The organism is Streptomyces sp. NPDC031670, from assembly GCF_055580545.1.
Genome location: NZ_JBVILC010000001.1, coordinates 493,809 through 514,721 on the forward strand (window position 1 = coordinate 493,809; position 20,913 = coordinate 514,721).

General features: G+C 74.5%; 17 protein-coding genes. 5 read left to right on the top strand and 12 right to left on the bottom strand.

Annotated elements, in window-relative coordinates; genetic code table 11:
* Positions 1-26: 26 nt before the first annotated feature.
* The 8 genes from sigJ to ACZ5ID_RS02280 form a co-directional block, all read right to left on the bottom strand.
* A complete protein-coding gene (sigJ, locus tag ACZ5ID_RS02245; protein ID WP_468892618.1) occupies positions 27-920 on the bottom strand; it encodes an RNA polymerase sigma factor SigJ in 894 nt (297 codons plus the stop codon).
* 44 nt (positions 921-964) lie between these two features.
* A complete protein-coding gene (locus tag ACZ5ID_RS02250; RefSeq protein ID WP_468892620.1) occupies positions 965-1,915 on the bottom strand; it encodes an NAD-dependent epimerase/dehydratase family protein in 951 nt (316 codons plus the stop codon).
* Between the two features lie 223 nt (positions 1,916-2,138).
* Positions 2,139-3,698, bottom strand: a complete 1,560-nt coding sequence (locus ACZ5ID_RS02255) for an acyl-CoA synthetase (protein WP_468892622.1) — start codon at positions 3,696-3,698, stop codon at positions 2,139-2,141.
* Positions 3,695-4,804, bottom strand: coding sequence for an NAD(P)H-dependent flavin oxidoreductase (locus ACZ5ID_RS02260; protein ID WP_468892624.1), 1,110 nt, complete (start codon positions 4,802-4,804; stop codon positions 3,695-3,697). The genes ACZ5ID_RS02255 and ACZ5ID_RS02260 overlap by 4 nt, the downstream gene beginning before the upstream one ends.
* A gap of 129 nt (positions 4,805-4,933) precedes the next feature.
* Positions 4,934-6,484, bottom strand: a complete 1,551-nt coding sequence (locus tag ACZ5ID_RS02265) for a phytoene desaturase family protein (RefSeq protein WP_468892626.1) — start codon at positions 6,482-6,484, stop codon at positions 4,934-4,936.
* 61 nt (positions 6,485-6,545) lie between these two features.
* Positions 6,546-8,768, bottom strand: a complete 2,223-nt coding sequence (locus tag ACZ5ID_RS02270; RefSeq protein ID WP_468892628.1) for a serine/threonine-protein kinase — start codon at positions 8,766-8,768, stop codon at positions 6,546-6,548.
* 18 nt (positions 8,769-8,786) lie between these two features.
* Positions 8,787-9,701: an oxygenase MpaB family protein gene (locus tag ACZ5ID_RS02275; RefSeq protein ID WP_468892630.1), complete on the bottom strand. Its 915-nt coding sequence runs from the start codon at positions 9,699-9,701 to the stop codon at positions 8,787-8,789.
* 44 nt (positions 9,702-9,745) lie between these two features.
* Positions 9,746-10,957 carry an acyl-CoA dehydrogenase family protein gene (locus tag ACZ5ID_RS02280; RefSeq protein ID WP_468892632.1) on the bottom strand — a complete coding sequence of 404 codons (1,212 nt, stop codon included), beginning with the start codon at positions 10,955-10,957 and terminating at the stop codon, positions 9,746-9,748.
* Positions 10,958-11,269: 312 nt separating this feature from the next.
* On the opposite strand from ACZ5ID_RS02280, the gene ACZ5ID_RS02285 reads away from it, so the two are divergent.
* Positions 11,270-11,689: a CBS domain-containing protein gene (locus tag ACZ5ID_RS02285; RefSeq protein WP_468892634.1), complete on the top strand. Its 420-nt coding sequence runs from the start codon at positions 11,270-11,272 to the stop codon at positions 11,687-11,689.
* A 40-nt stretch (positions 11,690-11,729) separates the two neighbouring features.
* Here the strand turns inward: ACZ5ID_RS02285 and ACZ5ID_RS02290 are convergent, their stop codons facing one another.
* Positions 11,730-11,930, bottom strand: coding sequence for a hypothetical protein (locus ACZ5ID_RS02290; RefSeq protein ID WP_406551900.1), 201 nt, complete (start codon positions 11,928-11,930; stop codon positions 11,730-11,732).
* Between the two features lie 248 nt (positions 11,931-12,178).
* Between ACZ5ID_RS02290 and ACZ5ID_RS02295 the strand changes: the two genes are divergently transcribed.
* From ACZ5ID_RS02295 to ACZ5ID_RS02310, 4 genes are all read left to right on the top strand, one after another.
* Entirely contained in the window at positions 12,179-13,519 is a 1,341-nt protein-coding gene (locus ACZ5ID_RS02295) for a CAP domain-containing protein (RefSeq protein WP_468892636.1), read from the top strand.
* Between the two features lie 478 nt (positions 13,520-13,997).
* Complete coding sequence (gene melC1, locus ACZ5ID_RS02300; RefSeq protein WP_468892638.1) at positions 13,998-14,426, top strand: apotyrosinase chaperone MelC1; 429 nt, start codon at positions 13,998-14,000, stop codon at positions 14,424-14,426.
* Positions 14,427-14,474: 48 nt separating this feature from the next.
* Positions 14,475-15,296 carry a tyrosinase MelC2 gene (gene melC2, locus ACZ5ID_RS02305; RefSeq protein ID WP_468892640.1) on the top strand — a complete coding sequence of 274 codons (822 nt, stop codon included), beginning with the start codon at positions 14,475-14,477 and terminating at the stop codon, positions 15,294-15,296.
* 93 nt (positions 15,297-15,389) lie between these two features.
* Entirely contained in the window at positions 15,390-16,802 is a 1,413-nt protein-coding gene (locus ACZ5ID_RS02310; RefSeq protein WP_468892642.1) for a pyridoxal-phosphate dependent enzyme, read from the top strand.
* A gap of 129 nt (positions 16,803-16,931) precedes the next feature.
* On the opposite strand, the gene ACZ5ID_RS02315 is transcribed toward ACZ5ID_RS02310, so the two are convergent.
* From ACZ5ID_RS02315 to ACZ5ID_RS02325, 3 genes are read right to left on the bottom strand one after another with little or no spacing between them, the layout of a single operon-like run.
* The gene (locus ACZ5ID_RS02315) at positions 16,932-18,776 is read right to left on the bottom strand and encodes a GMC family oxidoreductase (protein ID WP_468892644.1); all 1,845 of its coding nucleotides are present in this window, start codon (positions 18,774-18,776) and stop codon (positions 16,932-16,934) included.
* Positions 18,773-20,170, bottom strand: coding sequence for a hypothetical protein (locus ACZ5ID_RS02320; protein ID WP_468892646.1), 1,398 nt, complete (start codon positions 20,168-20,170; stop codon positions 18,773-18,775). Before ACZ5ID_RS02320 ends, ACZ5ID_RS02315 begins: the two co-directional genes overlap by 4 nt.
* The gene (locus ACZ5ID_RS02325) at positions 20,167-20,853 is read right to left on the bottom strand and encodes a FadR/GntR family transcriptional regulator (protein WP_468893151.1); all 687 of its coding nucleotides are present in this window, start codon (positions 20,851-20,853) and stop codon (positions 20,167-20,169) included. The genes ACZ5ID_RS02320 and ACZ5ID_RS02325 overlap by 4 nt, the downstream gene beginning before the upstream one ends.
* Positions 20,854-20,913: the final 60 nt, after the last annotated feature.

Below are 20,913 nucleotides of genomic sequence, written 5' to 3' on the forward strand. Positions count from 1 at the left end.
CCGTCCGGGCGGGCCGCCCCGGAGGGTCAGGCCGGGACGTGGCCGAGCTTGTCGGGGTTGAGCACGACGTAGATGGCGTGGACCCGGCCGTCGCGGATGTCGAGGGAGGTGAGCTGGGAGCGGTCGTCGAGCGAGGTGAACAGGGCGGGGGCGCCGTTGACGTCGACGAGGCGGGTGGCGCCGACGGTGTAGCGCTTCAACAGGCCGGTGACGAAGGCCAGCACCTTGGCGCGGCCGATGACCGGGCGCAGGGCGGCGCGCACCCTGCCGCCGCCGTCGTTCCAGGCGATGACGTCCTCGCTGAGCAGATCGGTGAGCCCGCCGAGGTCGCCCCGCTGGGCCGCCTCCAGGAACCGGGTGAAGAGCCGCACATGGTCCTCCGCGGCGGGCCGGAAGCGTTCGCGTCCGTCCGCGAGGTGCCGGCCGCTCCGGCGGAAGAGCTGGCGGCAGTGGGCGGCGCTCAGGCCGAGGATGTCGGCGATCTCGTCGTACGGCAGCTCGAACGCCTCGCGCAGCACGAACACGGCCCGCTCGGGCGGGGTCAGCCGCTCCATGAGGTGCACGGTGGCGAAGGCGACCGTGTCGCGGAGCTCGGCGGTGTCCATCGGCCCGAGCGCGTCGGTGGCGGCCGGTTCGGGCAGCCAGGGACCGGTGTAGGCCTCGCGGGTCACCCGTGCCGAGCGCAGCTGGTCGAGGGCGAGCCGCGACACCATCCTGATCAGGAAGGCGCGCGGCACCCTGATCTCGCCGCGGTCGGTGCCCAGCCAGCGCACACAGGCGTCCTGGACGACGTCCTCGGCGTCCCACATGGAGCCGAGGAAGCGGTAGGCGAGGCCGAGCAGTAGCGGCCGGTGCCGCTCGAACTCGGCCGCGCCGCCCTCCTCCGCCGCTGTGTCCCGGTGTCGCGCCGGCGTTGCCATGCCGCCGTCCTCTCCCCTGTTCGCGCTGTTCACGGCCGTGGGTGTCACTTCGCCGCGGCCACCGTGCCATTCAACTCGACCGCCATCCCGGTGCGCCACGAGGTGTGGCGCGGGCGCCAGTCGAGGCCGAGGCGGGCGCGCGTGTTGTCGGCGCCGCGCAGCCGGGTCATGAACGCCACCCCCCAGCCGCCGACGGCGAGCCGGGCCACGAACGCCGGCAGCCGCCTCGGCGCCGGGGCGCCCAGCATCCGAGCGACCTCCGGCACCCACTCGCTCATCGGGGCCGGGTCGTCGTCGACGATGTTCAGCAGTCCGGTGGTGTTCTTGTCGAGGGCCGCGACGACGGCGGTGGCGGCGTCGTGGACGTGGGTGAAGGAGAAGGTGGCCGTGCCGCCGCCCACCAGCGGCAGCGCGCGGTCCCTGATCTGGCGCACGAACTGCCCGTCGGTGTCGAACGCTGTGCCGGGGCCGTAGAGGTGGCCGAAGCGCAGCACGAGTCCGTCCGCCTCGCCGGTGCGCCGCTCCAGCTCCCGCAGCGCGTCGAGCGAGCGCCGGAACTGCTTGGGCGGGGTGCGCCACAGCGGGGTGGTCTCGTCGGCGAGCCCGTCGCCGTCCGGGTCGTAGGCGAAGGCGACGCTCTGGGTGATGATCCGGTGGGCGCCCGCGCCCCGGGCCGCCTCGATCAGATTGCGGGTGCCCTCGGTGCGCAGCCGGTCGGTGAGGGCGAACTGCCGGGGCATTCGGCGGGGGTCGAGCCGCGGCGGGATGGCGGTGAGCAGGTGCACGACCGCGTCCGGGGCCGCCTCGCGCACGGCCCGGTCCAGCGCCCCTGCGTCGAGGGCGTCGGCCGTGACGGTACGCGCGCCCGTCCCCTCCAGCACGGCGGTCCGCCCGGCCGAGCGGGACAGGGCGACGACGTCGTGGCCGACCGAGGCCAGCAGCGGGACCAGGGCCCGTCCGACGACCCCGGTGGCTCCGGCGACAAGTACACGCATGGGGGTTCCTCCCGATGTCGGTCCCCTGGGGCCATGGTCCGGTCCCACGGGATGTTCGGCATCAGGACGGGCGAGCCCCGTCGCGCGTGACAGTCACCGGATGTGACGTGAGCCACAACCGGGCTCGGGGGTGTCCCGCCGATCTCGCGGCTTCGGCCCTGCCGCGGAGGCGCGTTCCGGGCCCGCGCCGCAGGGCGGAGACCCGCACGACACGCCCCGCCGCTCACATCGCCCGTTCGTGGCCCTCCCAGTACGGTTCGCGCAGCCGGCGCTTGTAGAGCTTGCCGTTGGGGTCGCGTGGCATGGACGCGATGAAGTCGACGGACCTGGGGCGTTTGTAGCCCGCGAGGCGCTCCTCGCAGTGGGCCAGGATGTCGGCGGCGAGCGCGTCCCCCGGCTCGTGCCCGGGCGCGGCCTCCACGACCGCCTTGACCTCCTCGCCCCAGTCGGAGTGCGGGATGCCGAACGCGGCGGCGTCGGCGACGGCCGGGTGGCCGAGGAGCGCGGCCTCGATCTCGGCCGGGTAGATGTTGACCCCGCCCGAGATGATCATGTCGATCTTGCGGTCGCGCAGGAACAGATAGCCGTCCTCGTCGAGGTAGCCGAGATCGCCCACGGTGAAGAAGTCCCCGATGCGGTTGCTCCGGGTCTTCGTCTCGTCCTTGTGGTAGCTGAAGCCGCCCGTCGACATCTTCATGTAGACGGTGCCGAGCCGGCCCGGGGGCAGCCGCTCGCCGTCGTCGTCGAAGACCGCGAGTTCACTGATCGGCCACGCCCTGCCGACCGTGCCCGGCTTCTTCAGCCAGTCCTCGGCGGTGGCGAACGCCCCGCCGCCCTCGCTCGCCGCGTAGTACTCCTCCACGCAGCTCCCCCACCACTCGATCATCGCCCGCTTCACATGGTCGGGGCAGGGGGCCGCGCCGTGGATGGCGTGGCGCAGCGAGCTCACGTCGTACCGCGCCCTGACCTCCTCCGGCAGCGTGAGCAGCCGGTGGAACTGGGTCGGCACCATGTGGGTGTGCGTACAGCGGTACGTGTCGATCAGGCGCAGCATCTCCTCGGGCGTCCACTTGTCCATCAGGACCAGGGGGTGCCCGATGTGCAGGGACGCGCCCGCGAACTGGAGCACGGCCGTGTGGTAGAGCGGCGAGCAGACGAGATGGACGTTGTCGTCGAACGGTCTGATGCCGAAGATGCCGAGGAAGCCGCCGAGATGGGCCTCCTCGGGCGGCTTTCCGGAGAGCGGGCGCCGGATGCCGCGCGGGCGGCCGGTGGTGCCCGAGGTGTAGTTCATGACCCACCCCTGGGTGCGGTCCTCGGGTGCGGACTCGCTCTGCCCGTCCAGGAGTTGGGCGTACGGACGGAAGCCCGCCACCTCCCCGACCGCGTACCGGTGGTCGGCCGGCAGTTCCGCCTCGTCGGCGGCGGCGGTCGCCGCGTCCGCGAACCGCTCGTGGGCGATGAGCACCCTGGCGCCCGAGTCCGCCACGATCCAGGCGATCTCGGGGCCGACCAGATGATGGTTGACGGGCACGAGGTAGAACCCGGCCTGGGAGGCGGCCAGATAGGCGGTGAAGAACTCGACACCGTTGGGCAGCACCACGGCGAACGCGTCGCCCGGCCGCAGTCCTGCCGCGCGCAGCCCGTGCACCAGCTGGTTGACGGCGGCGTGCAGCCGCCCCGCCGTCCACCGCTCGGCGTCGGGCGCGGTGAGCACCACCCGTCCCGGGTCGGCCGCGGCCTGCGCCCAGAACCCGTTGGGCGGCTGCCGGGAGTCGGTCATGACCCAGTCCTTCCCGCGATGCGCGCGATACGGTCCACGGCCTGCTCGAAGCCGCGGGTGAGGTCGTCGAAGACCTCCTGGACACTGCGTTCGGAGTTCATCCGTCCGACGATCTGGCCGACCGGTGTGCCGAGCAGCGGCGCGACCTCGTACTTCTGGATCCGTGACAGCGCCTCGGCGACCAGCAGCCCCTGGAGGGGCATGGGCAGCGTGCCGGGGCCGCTGGGATCGTCCCAGGCGTCGGTCCACCCGGTGCGCAGCTGGCGGGCGGGTTTGCCGGTGAGGGCGCGTGAGCGGACGGTGTCGCCGGAGCCCGCCGCGAGGAGCTTGCGGGTGAGCGCGCGCGAGTGCAGATCGGCCTCGGTGGTGGTGAGCCAGAGGGAGCCCAGCCAGACGCCCTGGGCGCCGAGGGCGAGCCCGGCGGCCACCTGGGCGCCGCTGCCGATGCCTCCGGCGGCGAGTACCGGAAGCGGGCCGACCGCGTCGACGACTTCGGGCACGAGCACCATGGAGGCGATCTCACCGGTGTGGCCGCCGGCTTCGTAGCCCTGGGCGACGACGATGTCGATGCCCGCCTCGGCGTGGTGGCGGGCGTGCTTCGCGCTGCCGGCGAGCGCGGCGACCGGGACGCCGCGGGCGTGGGCCCGCTCGATCACGTCGGCGGGCGGGGAGCCGAGCGCGTTGGCGAGCAGCTTGATCGGGTAGTCGAAGGCGACGTCGAGCTGGTTGCGGGCGACCTGCTCCATCCAGCCGGTGATGCGCCAGCCGGACACCTCGCCCTCGGCGAGTTCGGGGACCCCGTGCTTGACGAGCGTCTCGCGCACGAACTGCCGGTGCCCCTCCGGGATCATGGCCTCGACATCGGCCTCGGTGACCCCCTCCACCTTCCGCGCGGGCATCACGACGTCGAGGCCGTAGGGCAGCCCTCCGGTGTGCTCCTGCATCCAGTCGAGGTCGCGGGCGAGGTCGTCGGGGGCGGTGTAGCGGACCGCGCCGAGCACGCCGAACCCGCCCGCCCGGGTGATGGCGGCGGCCACCGCCGGGAACGGGGTGAAGCCGAAGATGGCGTGCTCCACTCCCAGTCTTCTGCTCAGCTCCGTCTGCATGGGGCGCAGGATGCCGCAGCCGGGACGGAGAGGGAAGAGATTTTCTGATGCTGCGTCAGTTTCTTTGCCGGGCGCGGTCGCACGGGCTCCGGCCGGCGCCCGGCCCGGGGCGATCGCGTCCTGACGCGGCTACCGTCCGAGGACCGCCATCGCCGCGTTGTGGCCCGGGATGCCGCTGACCCCGCCGCCCCGGACCGCGCCCGCCCCGCAGAGCAGGACGTTGGGGTGCGCGGTCTCCACGCCCCAGCGCCCGGCGGACTCCTCCGCGTATGGGAAGGCGAGCGGGCGGTGGAAGATGTGGCCGCCGGGCAGCCGCAACTCGCGCTCCAGATCCAGCGGGGTCTTCGCCTCGATGCAGGGCCGTCCCTCGGCGTCGGTGGCCAGACAGTCCGCGAGCGGCTCGGCCAGGTGCGCGTCCAACTGCGCCAGCGTCGCCTTCAGCAGCACCTCGCGCGCCGTGTCGTTCTCCCGCGCGAACAGCCGCGCCGGGGTGTGCAGCCCGAACAGCGTCAGCGTGTGGTGGCCGCGCTGGGCGAGGTCCGGGCCGAGGATGGAGGGGTCGGTGAGCGAGTGGCAGTAGATCTCGCTGGGCGGCGCGGCGGGCAGCTCACCGGCCGCCGCCTGGGCGTACGCGGTGGCCAGCGCCCCGTAGCCCTCACCGATGTGGAAGGTCCCGGCGAACGCCTCACGCGGGTCGACCGTCGTGTCCTTGAGCCGGGGCAGCCGGGTGAGCAGCATGTTCACCTTGAGCTGGGCGCCCTCGGCGGGCTCCGGAGCCGGGCCGCCGGTGAGGGCGGCCAGGGCGGCGGGAGAGGCGTTGACCAGGACGTGCCGGGCCGCGACCGTGCCCTCGCCCGCTTCCGTACGGAAGTCGACCTCGGCCTCGCGGCCGTCGGTGCGCAGCGCGGTCGCCTCGTGCCCGGTGACGATCTCCGCGCCCGCCGCCCGGGCGGCGCCCGCGAGCGCGTCGGTGAACGCGCCCATCCCGCCCACCGGTACGTCCCAGTCACCGGTGCCGCCGCCGATGACGTGGTAGAGGAAGCAGCGGTTCTGGGCGAGGGAGGGGTCGTGGGCGTCGGCGAAGGTGCCGATCAGGGCGTCGGTGAGGACGACCCCGCGCACCAGGTCGTCCCGGAAGCGCTCCTCCACGGCGACGCCGATCGGCTCCTCGAAGAGCACCCGCCACGCCGTGTCGTCCCCCAGCCGCTCGCGCAGGGCCGCGCGGGTGGGCAGCGGTTCGGTCAGCGTGGGGAAGATCCGCCCGGCGGCCCGCCGGGTCATCCCGTAGAACTCCTCCCACGCCGTGAACTCGGCGTCGGAGCCGGTCAGCCGGTGGAACGAGGCGCGGGTGCGCTCCTCGCCGCCCCCGACGAGCAGCCCGGTGGGGCGGCCGTCGCGTACCGCCGGCGTGTACGAGGAGACCGTCCGCTTGCGGACGGCGAAGCGCAGCCCCAGATCGTCGACGATTCTGTGGGGCAGCAGGGAGACGAGGTAGGAGTAGCGCGAGAGCCGGGCGTCCACGCCCGCGAAGGGACGGGTCGAGACGGCCGCGCCGCCGGTGCGGCCCAGACGCTCCAGGACCAGCACCGACTTCCCGGCGCGGGCGAGGTAGGCGGCGGCGACCAGGCCGTTGTGGCCCCCGCCGACGATCACGGTGTCGTAGACCTGCTGTGCGGGCATGGCCCTTCCTAGCACGCGCCGATCACCGGCGGCCAGGGTGGCGCCGGTGGTCCGCCGACCGCTACCGGCCGCCCTGACCCCCCCGGCCGCTCTCCTTTCGCAGCGACGCGACCCGGTGCTTCAGGGCCGCCGCCTCGGCGGCGCGTCCCAGCCGCTCCAGGCAGTGGGCCTCCTCGGTCCGGCTGGCGAGAGCGTCGGGGTGGTCGGCGCCGAGGACGCGTTCGCGGGCGTCCGCGACCTGCCGGTAGACGGTCAGCGCCGCCTCCCAGCGCCCGAGCCAGCCGAGGCCGACCGCTGTCTCGCGCCGGCTGACCAGGGTGTCGGGGTGGTCGGGGCCCAGGACGCGTTCGCGCAGCGCGCACACCTCACGGGCCTCCACGAGCGCCTCCTCCCAGCGGGCCAGACGCCCGAGGTTGACGCCGAGGCCGTGGCGGGCGCGCAGGGTCTCGGGGTCCTCGGGTCCGTCGACGCGGGTGCGGTCCTCCACGAGCACGCGGTACAGCTGGAGCGCCTCGGCGCCGCGTCCCAGACGGCCGAGGGCGATACCGGTCTCGTACCGGGTGGCGAGCGTGTCGGGATGGTCGGCCCCGAGCACGGTCGCGCGCGCCGAGGCGACCTCGCGGTAGACCTGGAGCGCCTCGGTCCAGCGCCCCGACTGGCCGAGGACGTAGGCGACTTCGTAGCGGGAGACCAGGGTGTCGGGGTGGTCGGGGCCCAGCACCCGCCCCCGGTCGGCGGCGACCTCGTGCGCCACGCGGTGGGCTTCCTCCAGCCGGCCGAGGCGGCTCAGATTGAAGGCGAGGTTGTGGCGGCAGCGCAGGGTGGCCGGATGGCCGGCGCCCATGACGCGCTCGCGGGCGGCGAGCACGGCCGCGTACATCCCATGGGCCTCGAAGTGGCGTCCGAGGCGGCCCAGGACGTAGGCGGTCTCCTGGCGGGCGTCGAGGGTGCCCGGGTCGTCGGGGCCCAGGGTGCGGGCGCGGGCCTGGGCGACGAGGCCGAACTCGCGCAGGGCGTCCGCCTCGCGCCCGGTCCGGCACAGGGCGAAGGCCACCTCGTACTGGCTGGCCAGGGTGTCGGGGTGGTCGGGGCCCAGCGTCTGGGCACGCTCGGCCGCGACGGCGCGGTGCACCTCGCCCGCCTGCGCCCAGCGGCCCGCGCGGCCCAGGGCCAGGCCCTCGCGGTGGCGGTCCGCCAGCGCGGCGAGCAGCTCGGCCGGGGCGGGCGGCGGCGGGCCGGGGACGGGCGGAGAAGGCGGCAGGGCGCTCGTCCAGGCGCCGGTGAGGCTGCCGTCGGGGTCGGGCGGGGCCGGGTCCGGCCCGGCGGAACCGGTCGCCTTGTGGCCGGTGGTCATCCCGCGCGCCCAGGACGGCAGCCCGCGGGTCCGCGGGGGCTTTGGCGCCGTCGCCCGGAGGACGGCCGGGGCGGGCGGCAGTCCGCGTCCGGCGGCCAGCCGCCGCACCAGTTCCCGGGCGTCCGGCGGCCGTGCGCCGGGCTCCTTGGCGAGCAGGTCGAGCACGGCCTCCTCGAAGAAGACCGGCAGTTCGGCGCGCCGGGCGCGCGGCGGCTCGGGCACGGTGTCGCGGTGGCCGACGAGGATCGCCCAGGCGTCGTCGAGGTCGAACGGCGGTGCCCCGGTGGCCAGTTCGTACAGGACACAGCCCAGCGAGTACAGGTCGCTGCGGTGGTCGACGGACGCGCCGCCGATCTGCTCGGGCGACATGTAGTGCGGGGTGCCCATGGCGATGCCGGTGCCGGTGAGCCGGGAGGTGAAGCCGATGTCGGCGCCGAGGCGGGCGATCCCGAAGTCCAGGATCTTCACCGTGCCGTCCGCCAGCCGCATGATGTTGGCGGGCTTGAGGTCCCGGTGCACGATGCCCTGCTGGTGGGTGTAGGCGAGCGCGGACGACACCTGCTCGGCGATGTCGACGACGTCCGGCACCGGCAGCGGGTGCCCCTTGCCGTCCTCCAGGAGCTGGCTCAGGTTGCGGCCGTCGAGCAGCTCCATGACGAGGTAGAGCCCGCCCTCGAACTCGCCGAAGTCATGGACGACCGTGACGCCCCGGTGCTGGAGCGCCGCCGCCACCCGCGCCTCGCGCCGGAAGCGCTCGCGCAGCACCCGGGCGAACGACTGCTCGGGCTGCGGCCCCAGCGGCTTGAGGCACTTGACGGCGACCCGCCGCCCCAGCGACTCGTCACGGGCCGCCCACACCTCGCCCATGCCGCCGCGCCCGATCAGCTCCAGCAGCCGGTACCGGCCGTGGATCAGCCTGGTGTCCGCCATCGCGCGATGTCGCCCCCGTCACTGTGCCGCTGCGCCCTCCCCGGCTCCGTTCAGTATGGCCGCCTGTCCGCGGAGTTTGTACGGTGCCGGTCGCGTTCCGGGACCGAGCCGGGCCATCGCCCGCAGGATGTGCTTCGGCGGCAGCTGCCAGCGCACGGTGTCGGGGATCAGCCGCAGCAGCCGCCGGGCGGCGACGAGCCGGCGGGTGACCTCGTCCGGTCCGGGCGCGGGCCGCCCGTACAGCTCGTGGGCGTACGCGGGCAGCGCGTCGTAGGCGAGCCGGGCCACCGGCCGCCACACCAGGGCGCGCCCCGGGACCAGCAGCGGGTGCACGGGCGGGCGCCGCAGGAAGGCGTCCACGTCGCGGGCGTCGGCACCGGCGGTGAGCTCGGGCCGTACGTCGGCGAAGTAGGCGGCGAGCCGCGCCGTGGACGCCGGGACGCGGGCGGGGTCGAGGCCTATGAGCCGGGCGGCCTCGCGCTGTTCGTCCACATAGCGGTCGGCCTGCGCGTCGCTGAGCGGGAAGCCGGAGCGCCGCGCCACCCGCAGATAGCTGTCGACCTCGGCGCAGTGCACCCACAGCAGCAGGGCCGGGTCGTCGATCCTGAACCGCTCACCGGTCACCGGGTCGTCGGCCTTCAGGAAGCCGTGGATGCGCCGCACGCGCGCGCCGGCATGCTCGGCGTCCGCCTTCGTCCCGTAGGTGAGCGTGCCCACGAAGCGGGCCGTGCGCAGCAGCCGCCCCCAGGGGTCCTCGCGGATGTCGCCGTTCGCCAGGACCCCGCGCACCGCGCGCGGGTGCAGGGCCTGGAGGTACAGGGCCCGCACCCCGGCGATCCACATGACGGGGTCGGCGTGCATCTGCCAGGTCACCGAGTCGGGCCCGAAGTACCCGGGGTCGCCGCCGCCGTGTCCGGTACCGCCCTCACCCATCTGTGGCCACCTCCTGTACGGACAGGACCTCCTGTACGGCCAGGCTAACGGCGTACGCGCGGCATCCCCAGACCGATCCAGGAGATGATTTCGCGCTGGATCTCGTTGTTGCCGCCGCCGAACGTGAAGATCACCGCCGAGCGGTAGCCGCGCTCCAGTTCGCCGTGGAGCACCGCCCCCGCCGAGCCCTCCTTCAGTGGGCCGGCCGCGCCGACCACCTCCATGAGCCAGGCGTACGCGTCCCGGCGCGCCTCCGAGCCGTACACCTTGACCGCCGAGGCGTCCTGCGGGGTGAGGGTGCCCTCCTGGACGGCGTTGACCATCTGCCAGTTGAGGAGCTTCATCGCGTCGAGCCTGGTGTGGGTCCGGGCGAGGCGCCCGCGCACCCAGCCGAGGTCGATGACGCGGCGCCCATCGGCGAGCTTGGTGTCGGCGGCCCAGCGCTGGACGTCGTGCAGGGCGCGGATCGCCATGGTGCCGTGCGCGGCGAGCGTGACGCGTTCGTGGTTGAGCTGGTTGGTGATCAGCCGCCAGCCCTTGTTCTCCTCGCCCACGCGGCGGGAGACGGGGACGCGGATGTTCTCGTAGTAGCTGGCGGTGGTGTCGTGCGAGGCGAGCGTGTTGATGAGGGTGCACGAGTAGCCGGGGTCGGAGGTGGGCACCAGGAGCATGGAGATGCCCTTGTGCACCGGCGCGGCGGGGTCGGTGCGCACGGCCAGCCAGACCCAGTCCGCGGTGTCGCCGTTGGTCGTCCAGATCTTCTGGCCGTTGACGATGTACGTGTCCCCGTCGCGCACCGCTCTCGTCTTCAGCGCGGCCAGGTCGGTGCCGGCGTCCGGTTCGCTGTAGCCGATCGCGAAGTCGATCTCGCCGGAGAGGATCTTCGGCAGGAAGTACGCCTTCTGCTCGTCCGTGCCGAAGGCCATCAGGGTCGGGCCGACCGTGTTCAGCGCCATCAGCGGCAGCGGGACACCGCCCTGGGCCGCCTCGTCGAAGAAGATGAACTGCTCCATCGGGCTCAGCCCGCGCCCGCCGTACTCGGTGGGCCAGCCCACCCCCAGCCAGCCGTCCCTACCGAGGCGGCGCACGGTTTCGCGGTAGAAGCGCTTCTGGGCGGCGGGACCGGTGGCGCGGGCGCCTCCCGTGCCCTGCGGGCCCTGGGGGAGGCCGTCGGCGCGGTCGGGCACCAGCTCGGCGAAGTAGGCGCGCAGCTCGGCGCGGAGCCGCTGCTGCTCGGGCGTGTATTCGAGGTGCACGGGGCCCTCCCGGGCGGTCACGGTCCGTCGCGGTGCGTGCGCGTCACGGTGTGTCGCTGAACGTCGCCGTGCGCGGCCGTGCGGGGCCGTGCGGGGGCGCACGCCTTTCGGTACGTCGTGCGGGCGGGCACACAGTAGAACGTGTTCCAGCAATCCGGAAGGGCGGGGAACGCGGAAGGGCGGTGCGAAGACCTCGCGGGACCAAGGCGCGCCGGACCGGCGCGGGTCACCCGTTCGTCCCCATACGGTCGCCGCACCTCCGGGGCGCCGCCAGCATGGCGAAGGCGTACCCGACCGCCCCCGGAGGCCCTCATGACCACCGCCCGCGACCTGATGACCGTCGACATCCGCTGCATCCCGGCGAGCGAGACGCTCGACCGCGCCGCCCAGCTGATGCGGGACCACGGCATCGGGGCGCTTCCGGTGCGGAGCGAGGACGGCACGCTGACGGGCATCGTCACGGACCGTGACATCGTGGTGAAGGTGCTCGCGGCCGGCAGGGAGGCGGCCGAGGTGACCGCCGGGGACCTCGCCTACGGCAGGCCGCGGACGGTCCCCGCGGACGCGGACGCGGTCGAGGCGGTACGGGTGATGAGCGACGCGCGGATCCGCCGACTCGTCGTCGTGGACGACGGTGAGCCGGTCGGGATGATCACCGAGGCGGACCTCGCCCGGCACCTCCCCGCGGACCAGTTCGCCTCGTTCGCGAGCAGCGTCTACGCGAGGGGCTGAGCGGGGAGGGGCCGGGCTTTCGAGGTCAGGGCAGGTCAGGTCAGGGCAGCAGTTTGTCGATCGCCGCGGTGCCGTCCTGCTCAAGGCGGCGCTCGGCCCACTCCAGGTTCTTGGGCGTGATGTCGCGCCCCGAGGCCAGTACCAGGTCCTCGGCCGTGACGTCACCGCTCGACCCGGTGTGCAGCAGTGCGTCCGGGGTGATTCCCTCCCGCTTCGGCGCGGGCTCGGACTGAGCGTTCATACCGCCTCCTTGTTAGTCCGGCGTGGCTCCATTCTGGTACCCGGCCCCGCAGAACGCATCCGCCCCGGATGTGTCACCCGTTCCGGTGGTCCGGGCGGGCCCCGGCGGCCGGGCGGCCCCGGCCGCGAAAGTCCTCGGCGCGACACGCCGCGGGCCGGGAACCGGCCACCGCGCCCGTCGCGTTCTCCCCACGACGGCACAGCGGCGCGGCGGCGGACCGCGGCAGGCCCCGGGGACAGGTGGTGGCGATGAGTGAGCTGGTTCCCGGCGGCAACCAATCCCTCCCGGACGGCGTTCTCACGATCGGCGTCCCGGGGCCCTTCGACCTGTCGGTGCTGATCACCGACGACACGGGGAAGGTGGGCGGCGACGCCGACTTCGTCTTCTACAACCAGCCGTCCGCCCCCGGAACCCGGCTCGACGACCATGTGATCACGGTCGATCCCGGCCGGCTGCGGGCCGGGGCGAGCCGGCTCACCGTGGTCGTCAGCCCCGCCGAGCCGGGCGTGCCGCTGGGCCGGCTGCCGGTGCCGAGCCTGCGCCTCACCGGCCCCGGCGGCGAGCTCCTGGCCCGGTTCACCCCGCCGAGGCCGGAGCGGGAGACGGTGCTGCTGCTGGTCGAGATCTACCGCCGGGGCACCGGCTGGAAGGTGCGCGCGCTGGGGCAGGGGTACGCGGACGGCCTGGCGGGGGTGGCCCGCGACTTCGGGGTGGACGTGGCCGACGAGGACCCACCGCCGCACGCACCCACCGTCCAGTTGCCCACGCCGGCCGCGGCGGTCCCGGCCGCGCGGCGCCCCGGGCCCGAACGGGCCGACGGCTTCGGCGCGCTGGTCAACGCCGAGCGGGCGCGGGCCGGAACCCCGGCGGTGACGGTCGACGCACGGCTGGCCTCGGCCGCCGGGGCGCACGCCGCGACCATGGCCGCCCAGGGACGCCTGAGCGTGGAGAGCCCGGACGGGGTGTCGGTCTTCCAGCGCGTGACCACACGGGGGTACGCCTATCTGGGCATCGCCGAGCATCTCGTCTCGGGCCCGCGCACCCCGGCCGAGTTCCTGGCGTACTGCCTGGAGGACGCCCACACCCGCCGCCCGCTGCGTGACGCCGCCTTCACCGAGGCGGGCATCGGCCGCGCCACCGACGAGCGCACCGGCGAGGTGTACTGGACGGCGCTGTGGGCGAGACCCTTCAGCGCGGACGGGCTGCGCCGGACGGTGGCCGAGGTGGTCGCGCTCACCAACGGCCGCCGCGCCACGGCGGGGCTGCGCCCGCTGGCGGACGACACCCGCCTCGCCTCGGCGGCCCAGGCGTACAGCGCGGACATGGCGGCCCGCGGCTTCTACTCGCACACCTCACCGGAGGGCCTGGAGCCGTGGGACCGGGCCCGGGCGGCCGGGGCCGGGCACCGGGGCATCGGCGAGAACATCGCGTGCGGTCAGCGCACCGCGGCCGAGGTGGTGGAGGGCTGGATGAACAGTCCGGGCCACCGCGCCAACATCCTCAAGCCCGACTTCACCCACATCGGCGTCGGCTTCGCGGGCGGCGGGCGCGCGGGCACGTACTGGACGCAGCTGTTCGGCCTGGCCTGACGGATCCGCGCAGACGGCACACCACACGCGCGGGCCCGATTTACTGTCATGACCTGGTCATCTCACACCCCGTCACCTCCCGTGCACGGCAAGCGAAACCGGCCAGGTTTCGCACGTGAGGGCCACCACACCGCCGCCACCTGAACAGCAAAATCTTCACGGGATCGACAGATTCCATGAAGGATCTCCACTTTCGGCGGGCTCGACAGCCCCGAACAGCAAGATCATTCCCGTTCAACATTGCACTTCGAATCTGGACATGTCCGCATTGAGCCCAACCTCTTGGGCGGCGCTTTGCCGTTCCGTTGCCGGCCTGTAGGCATTTGCCAGGACGGTTTGCCGGACGTCCGGCCCTGACCAGCCGGACGACAGTCCGTCAACGACCCGTCAAGCGCGTCGGCCGGGCGGCGACTTCACCTTTCGCGCCCCCGACACCGCTGGACCACTACCGAGCACCGCCGACCACAGGGGGTTACCCATGTCCCGACTCACCCGCCGCAGCGCGCTGGGCCTCACCGCGAGCGCGGTGGCCGGCCTGGGCCTGGCCGGAACCGCGTACGCGGCGACCGCCGACGAGCACGCCAACGGCGTCGTCCCCGCCGCGGGCGACGGCCACACCGGCCACACCGGCACCATGGACCACACCGGCCACGATGTGCCCGCCTCGTTCGACGAGGTCTACCAGGGCCGCCGGATACAGGGCGAGCCCGTGCACGGCGGCGGTCACGCCGGTCACCACGGGGGCTACGCGGTGCGAATAGACGGCCAGGAGCTGCACGTGATGCGGAACGCCGACGGCACCTGGATCAGCGTGGTCAACCACTACGAGACGTTCGCGAACCCGCGCGCCGTGGCCCGTGCGGCCGTGGTGGAGCTCCAGGGCGCGACCCTCGTCCCGCTCGCCTGACCCCGTCCCGTCACCGCACCCGCGCAGACCACAATCTGGAGCCCTTCCATGACCGTACGCAAGAACCAGGCGACGCTCACCGCGGACGAGAAGCGGCGCTTCGTCAACGCGATCCTGACGCTGAAGCGCAACGGGACGTACGACGCGTTCGTCACCACGCACAACGCCTTCATCATGAGCGACAACGACGACACCGACCGCGTCGGCCACCGCTCGCCGTCGTTCCTGCCGTGGCACCGCAGATTCCTGCTGGAGTTCGAACAGGCCCTTCAGGCGGTGGACTCCACCGTCGCGCTCCCCTACTGGGACTGGACCGCCGACCGCACCACGGCCTCCTCGCTCTGGGCCGCCGACTTCCTCGGCGGCACCGGCCGCAGCCGTGACGGCCAGGTGATGGACGGCCCGTTCGCCTCCGGCGGCGGCCGGTGGACCATCAACGTCCGGGTGGACGGCCGCAACTACCTGCGCCGCGCGCTCGGCGCGAGCGTGGCGCAGCTGCCCACCAGGGCCGAGGTCGACAGCGTGCTCGCCATGACCACCTACGACATGGCCCCCTGGAACAGCGCCTCGGACGGCTTCCGCAACCACCTGGAGGGGTGGCGCGGGGTCAACCTGCACAACCGGGTGCATGTGTGGGTCGGCGGCCAGATGGCCACCGGTGTCTCCCCCAACGACCCGGTGTTCTGGCTGCACCACGCCTTCATCGACAAGCTGTGGGCGCAGTGGCAGGAGCGCCACCCCGCCTCGCCGTACCTCCCGGCCGCCGGGACGGCGAACGTGGTGGACCTGCGCGACACCATGCGCCCGTGGAACAACGTGACGCCGGCGGACATGCTGGACCACAAGAAGTTCTACACGTTCGACGCGTAACCCCTCCGCCGGGGACCACGTGCCCGGCCGCGTACGGTACGCGGCCGGGCACGCGGATCCTCCGCCCCGCCGGTGCCTCGTAAGCTCGCCGGTATGGACGTTCACGAATCAGTGCTCGAACTCGTCGGCGGCACCCCGCTGGTACGGCTGCGCACGCCCGGCGGCGAGGAGTCGGCCGCGCTCTACGCGAAGCTCGAATACCTCAGCGCGGGCGGCAGTGTGAAGGACCGCATCGGTCTGCACATGATCGAGCAGGCGGAGCGGGAGGGGCTGCTGCGCCCGGGCGGCACCGTCGTCGAGGCGACCTCCGGCAACACCGGGGCCGGGCTCGCGATGGTGGCGGCGGTGAAGGGGTACCGCGCGGTCCTGGTCGTCCCCGACAAGACGAGCGCCGAGAAGATCGCCACGCTGCGCGGGTTCGGCGCGGAGGTGGTCGTGCGGCGCAGCGGCCTTCCCGCCGAGGACCCGGACAACGTCTTCAACACGGCGGCGCGGATCGCCGCGGAGCGGCCGGGCAGCTGGCTCGCCGGGCAGTACGACAACCCGGCCAACCCGGCCGCGCACTACGCCACGACGGGCCCGGAGATCTGGCGCCAGACGGACGGCCGGGTCACGCATCTGGTGGCCTGCGTCGGCACCGGCGGCACGATCAGCGGCACCGGCCGCTATCTCAAGGAGGTCAGCGGGGGCGCGGTGCGGGTGACGGGGGCCGACCCGGTGGCGTCGGTGTACTCGGGCGGCGACGGCCGGCCGTACTTCGTCGAGGCGACCGGGCATGTGCGCCACCCCGAGACGGTGGAGGACCTCTGGCCCAGCTCCTACCAGCAGGAGGTGGTGGACGAGCTGATCCCGGTGGCCGACCGCGAGGCGCTCCTTGCGGTACGCCGACTCGCCCGCGAGCAGGGTCTGATGGTCGGCGGCTCGGCCGGTCTCGCGGTGGCCGCGGCAGAGCGCGTGGCCGCCGGGCTCGGCCCGGAGTCACTGGTCGTGGTGATCCTGCCCGACTCCGGGCGCCAGTACCTGTCGAAGTACTTCGACGACGCGTGGCTGCTGCGGCTGGGTTTCCTCGACGGCGAGGAGGGCACGGCCCGGGTCGGCGACGCGGTGGCCCCGGCGGTACGGGCCGAGCCGCTGCCGTATGTGAACCGGCTCAGCACGGCCGCGCAGGCGCTGGCGGTGCTGCGGGCCCTGCGCGAGCGGGGTCTGCCGGCGCTCGCCCCGGCCGGACCGTGCCCGGTGGGCCCGGACCGGGCGCCGACCGTCCCGGAGCTGGCGGGCTCCCTCCGGCTGGACGCGTTGACCGCGGCCCTGGAGGACGGCTCGCTGAAGCCGGACGACCCGGTACGCGACCATCTCGCCGCCCCGCTCCCCCACTTCGGGGTGGGCGAGGGGGCGCGAGCGGTGCTCGCCGAGCTGGAGGAGCGCGGCGAGGAGCTGGCGGTGGCGGTGCGGGACGGGCACGCGGTGGGGCTCGTCGACCGGTCCGCGCTGCGGGCCCTGCTCTGACCCCGGCCGGCCGCGGGCTCCGGCCGACTGCGGGAGCCGCCCGGTTCGACGAGTTGCTCGCCGTAGCGGCTCGTGTTGCGACGTCCCGGGCTCGTGCGCGCCCCGCGCCGGTGCCGCCGACCGGGCCCGTCAACCGTCTGCCACGCCCAACGCCGTCGCCATCACGCTGAGCTGGGGGTTCACCTCGGGGCATCCCGGCAGCAGGGACGCGTCGGCGACCAGCACACCGTGGACGCCCCGCAGGCGGCCCTGGCCGTCCGCCGGGAAGCGGGCCGGGTCGCCGCCCCCGGCGACCGTACCGGTGGGATGGAAGGCCGAGAGGTGCAGCTGACGTGCCGTCACCCCGGCCAGCACCTCGTCCAGTTCTCGTGCGTCGCGCGCCCTCGGGGCCCTCGGGACGCCCGTCAGCACCTCCTCGGCGCCCGCCGCGAAGAGGAGCCGGCCCATGGCGCGCACCGCCGTCATCAGCCGTAGCGCGTCGCGGGGATGCAGGTCGTAGCGGATCAGGGTGCGGTCGCGGCCGTGGACGCTGCCCGAGGGGCGGTCGGCGATCATCGCGCCGAGGGTGGCCAGGTTCCCGGCGCCGTCCAGCTCGCGGCGCAGTTCGCGGCCCACGCCCGGCAGGACGAAGCTGCCCATGCCCGGCGGGGTCGCCGTCGCCTCGACGAGGACGCCCTGGCCGTGCAGCTCCTCCACCCCGACGCTCTGGAGCACCCCCTCCCAGGCGGTGACCGGCCCGGGGAAGCGGCCCGCCACGCTCGTCGCCGGGTGCACGCTGAGGTTGCGGCCGACGCCCGGGTGGGAGCCGAGGCCCGAGCGGCGCAGCAGCGGCGGGGACTGGAGGGCGCCCGCGGCGAGCACCACCAGCGGGCTGAGGATCTCCAGCTCGCTGCCGTCCGCCCGCCGCACCCGCACCCCCGCGGCCCTCGGCCCGCCCGGCCGGTCGGCGTCCACCAGGATGCGCCGCACCCGCGCGCCCGTCACGATCGTGGCCCCCGCCGCGCACGCGTCCGGCAGCACCGAGAGCTGCACGCTCTGCTTGGCGCCGGACGGGCAGCCCACCACGCACTGGCAGGAGCCCTTGCAGCCGGGGGCGTTGCGGCGCAGGGGCGCGGCCCGCCAGCCGAGCCGTCGCGCGCCGGTGAGCGCCAGCAGACCGTTGTTGCCCAGGACGTCGAGCGGCTGGGTGGCGACCCGCAGGGTCCGCTCGACCTCGTCGAGGCGCTGCGGCATGCGCTCCGCGAGACCGAAGCCGAAGGCGGTGCGCCAGCGGTCGAGGACGTGGTCCGGAGTGCGGTAGCAGGTACCGGAGTTGACCAGCGTGGTGCCGCCGACGGCCCGCCCGGTCGGCAGCAGCAGGGGCGGCCGGCCGGCCGCGACGGTCGCCCCGCCGTCGCGGTAGAGCTCGGCGAACCGGTCGAGCGGGGCGCGCCTGCCGAAGGAGGCGGTGGTGTGGTGGTGGCCCTCCTCCAGGACGAGCGTGCGCAGCCCGGCCCGCGCGAGGGTCCGCGCGGCCATCGCTCCCCCTGCGCCGGAGCCGATCACCACGGCGTCGGCGGTGGTGCGCGCGGGCCACTCCCGGGCCGGGACGCAGTCGAGCGGCGGATCGTCCGGCGGCGCCGGGGCAGGCTCGCGCGCCCCCTCGTGCAGCATCCGCTCGGTCCCGGCGGCGAGCAGGACCGGGACCTTGAGCAGGTCGAGGAGCGGGGCGAGGGCGGGGCGGGCGCCGAGCGCCGCCATGACGGTCTCGCGCTCCTGCTGGCCGAGGGCCGCCAGCCGCCGTCCCGTGCGGGCGAACGCGTAGGCGTCGACGGCCGCCGCCGCGCCCCGCAGCCCCGCCCGGGCGGGTGCGGGCATCGAGGCGAGGATGTCGTCGAGCCTGCGCGCCGCCGTCGCCGTCCAGGGCCGGGTGCCGTCGTCGGCGAGGAGCGCGCCCACCAGCCCGGCCGCGGTCCGGCTGCCGTGGTCGTTCATCGGCCGCCCACCTCCGCGTGGGCCGTGCCCTCCAGTGTCCACCGGGCCTCCGGCCGCCACCGGCCCCACCAGCGCTCCAGGCGTACGACCGCGTCCGCCGCCCCGCTGTTGCGGCAGAGCGCTCCGCTGCCGTCGGGGTCGGTGTAGTCGAGGGTCAGGGTGCGGTCCGGCGGCTGGGTCACCTCGACGCGGATGCGGCGCGGTCCGCAGCGGCCGGTCACGGTCCACACCGGCAGTCCGAGCTCCGCCCGGAACCGGCCCGCGCCCGCCCATCCGAGGGCCGTCCGTCCGGGCCGGCGGGGCCAGGTGCGCCCGCCCCGGCGCAGCCGCAGGAAGACCAGGGGCGGCAGTGCGCGCAGCACCGGCCGCGTGGAGACCGCCGCCACGACCTCCAGGACGTCCCCGCCGCCGAGGTCCGCGTGCAGCCAGGACCAGCGGTGGGCGTTGCCGTGTCCGTATATACGGGCGGACGCGCCCGGGGCGCCCCGGAGCGTCAGGGTCCGCCCGTCCCGGGTGACCGTGCCGTCGTACGTGGCGCGGGCGGCCGGCAGGATCTGCGCGGCGGGGAGCAGCGGGCGGCGCCAGGACCAGCGCGGGAAGGTGAACAGCGGGGTGTCCTCGGCGCGTTCGGCCAGGTCCCACTTGAACGGGCCCGCCCGGCCGGTCAGCCGGCCCGGCCGGACCGAGACGTCCTCGGTGCCGAAGCCGTCGGCGCCCGCCTGCCACGGTCCCGGCCCGAAGCGGGCGTGCTCGACCGGCCCGTCCTTGGGGAACACCGCGACCCAGCCGTGGGCGCGGGCGGCCGAGCCGTCCGTGGGGGCGACCAGTTCGTGGTGGAGCCAGAGGCCGTCGCCGGTGACCGGGTCGGTCGCGGTGGTGTACCAGACCTCGGTACGGCCCGGCTCGCCCCTCCAGCGCGGGGCGACCAGGGCGTCGGCGTCCTCGCGGCGCGGGAAGCGGAAGCTCGCCAGGAACGGGACCAGCCCCATGGACAGGGAGGACAGGGGGAAGCGGAGGGTGCCCACGCCCACCCGCGCGCCCTCCTCGTACAGCGTGCAGGGCAGGACCGTCATCGAGCGGACCGGGCGCAGCGGGGTGGGGGACTTCCAGCCGTCCAGGGTGAGGCGGCGCCCGTCGACGGTGAAGGCGAGGCGGTAGCGGATACGGCGGCGCTTGAGCGGGGAGATCTCCAACTCCCCGGTGGCGTGCGGGTCGTCGGCCCGGCCCTCGACGCGGACGCGTCCGGTGAGGCGTGCGGTCGTCGTTCCGGCCGGGTGCGGGACGGTGTCGGCGACGGCCCGCAGGTCGAGGCGGGCCGCGCGGGTGCGGCCCTCGCCGTAGAGGCGGAACGTGCCGAGCAGTGTCTCGCGGAACTCGGTGCCCCGCCCGCTCACGCCAGGTCCTCCAGCATGATCCGCTCGGTGGCGGTCAGATAGGCGTCCGCCGCCGCATGTGCCGCGGCGCGGTCGCCCGCCTCCACCGCCTCGACGACCGGGGCGAGCCGCGCGTACGCCGCCTCCGGGTCGGTGAACGGCCCGGCCAGCGCGGCCCGTACGGGCAGATAGGCGTTGAAGAGGGTGTTGGTGAGCAGGACGTAGACCCGGTTGCCGGTGGCCCGCGCCAGCGCCCGGTGCACCTCGGCGTCGGCCAGCTGCACCGCGTCGCCGCCCTCGGCCTCCCGTACGGCTTCGAGCAGCCGGCGCAGTTCGGTGACGGCCCCGGTGTCGCGGCGGGCCGCCGCGCGTTCGGCGATGAGCGCGCCGACGCCGCGCCGCACCTCGAAGACCTCGCCGATCCAGTCGGGGCTGTGGCGCACCAGCATCGGCAGCAGATCGGCGCCGCCCAGGCGCGCGTAGTCGCGGACGCGGGTGCCGACGCCGTGGCGGGTCTCCAGGAGTCCGGCCTGCACCAGCCGGCCGAAGGCGTGCTTGAGGGTGGTGCGGGTGACGCCGTAGCCGTCGGCGAGGCTGCGTTCGGGGGGCAGATAGCTGCCCGCCGGATGGCGGCCGGTGAGGATGTCCTCGCGCAGCCGGTGCTCCAGTACGTCCACGATGGTCTCGCGGGGCAGCGTCTCCACGAAGTCCCTCCCCAGGGCCGTGATGCGGTGATCCATGAGTGGATCAGTGGCTGAGCCACT

What these genes read in the sequence shown, in the direction of transcription:
- sigJ (WP_468892618.1), bottom strand. Translation starts at nt 920, where the DNA reads ATGGCAACGCCGGCGCGACACCGGGACACAGCGGCGGAGGAGGGCGGC.
- ACZ5ID_RS02250 (WP_468892620.1), bottom strand. Translation starts at nt 1,915, where the DNA reads ATGCGTGTACTTGTCGCCGGAGCCACCGGGGTCGTCGGACGGGCCCTG.
- ACZ5ID_RS02255 (WP_468892622.1), bottom strand. Translation starts at nt 3,698, where the DNA reads ATGACCGACTCCCGGCAGCCGCCCAACGGGTTCTGGGCGCAGGCCGCG.
- ACZ5ID_RS02260 (WP_468892624.1), bottom strand. Translation starts at nt 4,804, where the DNA reads ATGCAGACGGAGCTGAGCAGAAGACTGGGAGTGGAGCACGCCATCTTC.
- ACZ5ID_RS02265 (WP_468892626.1), bottom strand. Translation starts at nt 6,484, where the DNA reads ATGCCCGCACAGCAGGTCTACGACACCGTGATCGTCGGCGGGGGCCAC.
- ACZ5ID_RS02270 (WP_468892628.1), bottom strand. Translation starts at nt 8,768, where the DNA reads ATGGCGGACACCAGGCTGATCCACGGCCGGTACCGGCTGCTGGAGCTG.
- ACZ5ID_RS02275 (WP_468892630.1), bottom strand. Translation starts at nt 9,701, where the DNA reads ATGGGTGAGGGCGGTACCGGACACGGCGGCGGCGACCCCGGGTACTTC.
- ACZ5ID_RS02285 (WP_468892634.1), top strand. Translation starts at nt 11,270, where the DNA reads ATGACCACCGCCCGCGACCTGATGACCGTCGACATCCGCTGCATCCCG.
- ACZ5ID_RS02290 (WP_406551900.1), bottom strand. Translation starts at nt 11,930, where the DNA reads ATGAACGCTCAGTCCGAGCCCGCGCCGAAGCGGGAGGGAATCACCCCG.
- ACZ5ID_RS02295 (WP_468892636.1), top strand. Translation starts at nt 12,179, where the DNA reads ATGAGTGAGCTGGTTCCCGGCGGCAACCAATCCCTCCCGGACGGCGTT.
- melC1 (WP_468892638.1), top strand. Translation starts at nt 13,998, where the DNA reads ATGTCCCGACTCACCCGCCGCAGCGCGCTGGGCCTCACCGCGAGCGCG.
- melC2 (WP_468892640.1), top strand. Translation starts at nt 14,475, where the DNA reads ATGACCGTACGCAAGAACCAGGCGACGCTCACCGCGGACGAGAAGCGG.
- ACZ5ID_RS02310 (WP_468892642.1), top strand. Translation starts at nt 15,390, where the DNA reads ATGGACGTTCACGAATCAGTGCTCGAACTCGTCGGCGGCACCCCGCTG.
- ACZ5ID_RS02315 (WP_468892644.1), bottom strand. Translation starts at nt 18,776, where the DNA reads ATGAACGACCACGGCAGCCGGACCGCGGCCGGGCTGGTGGGCGCGCTC.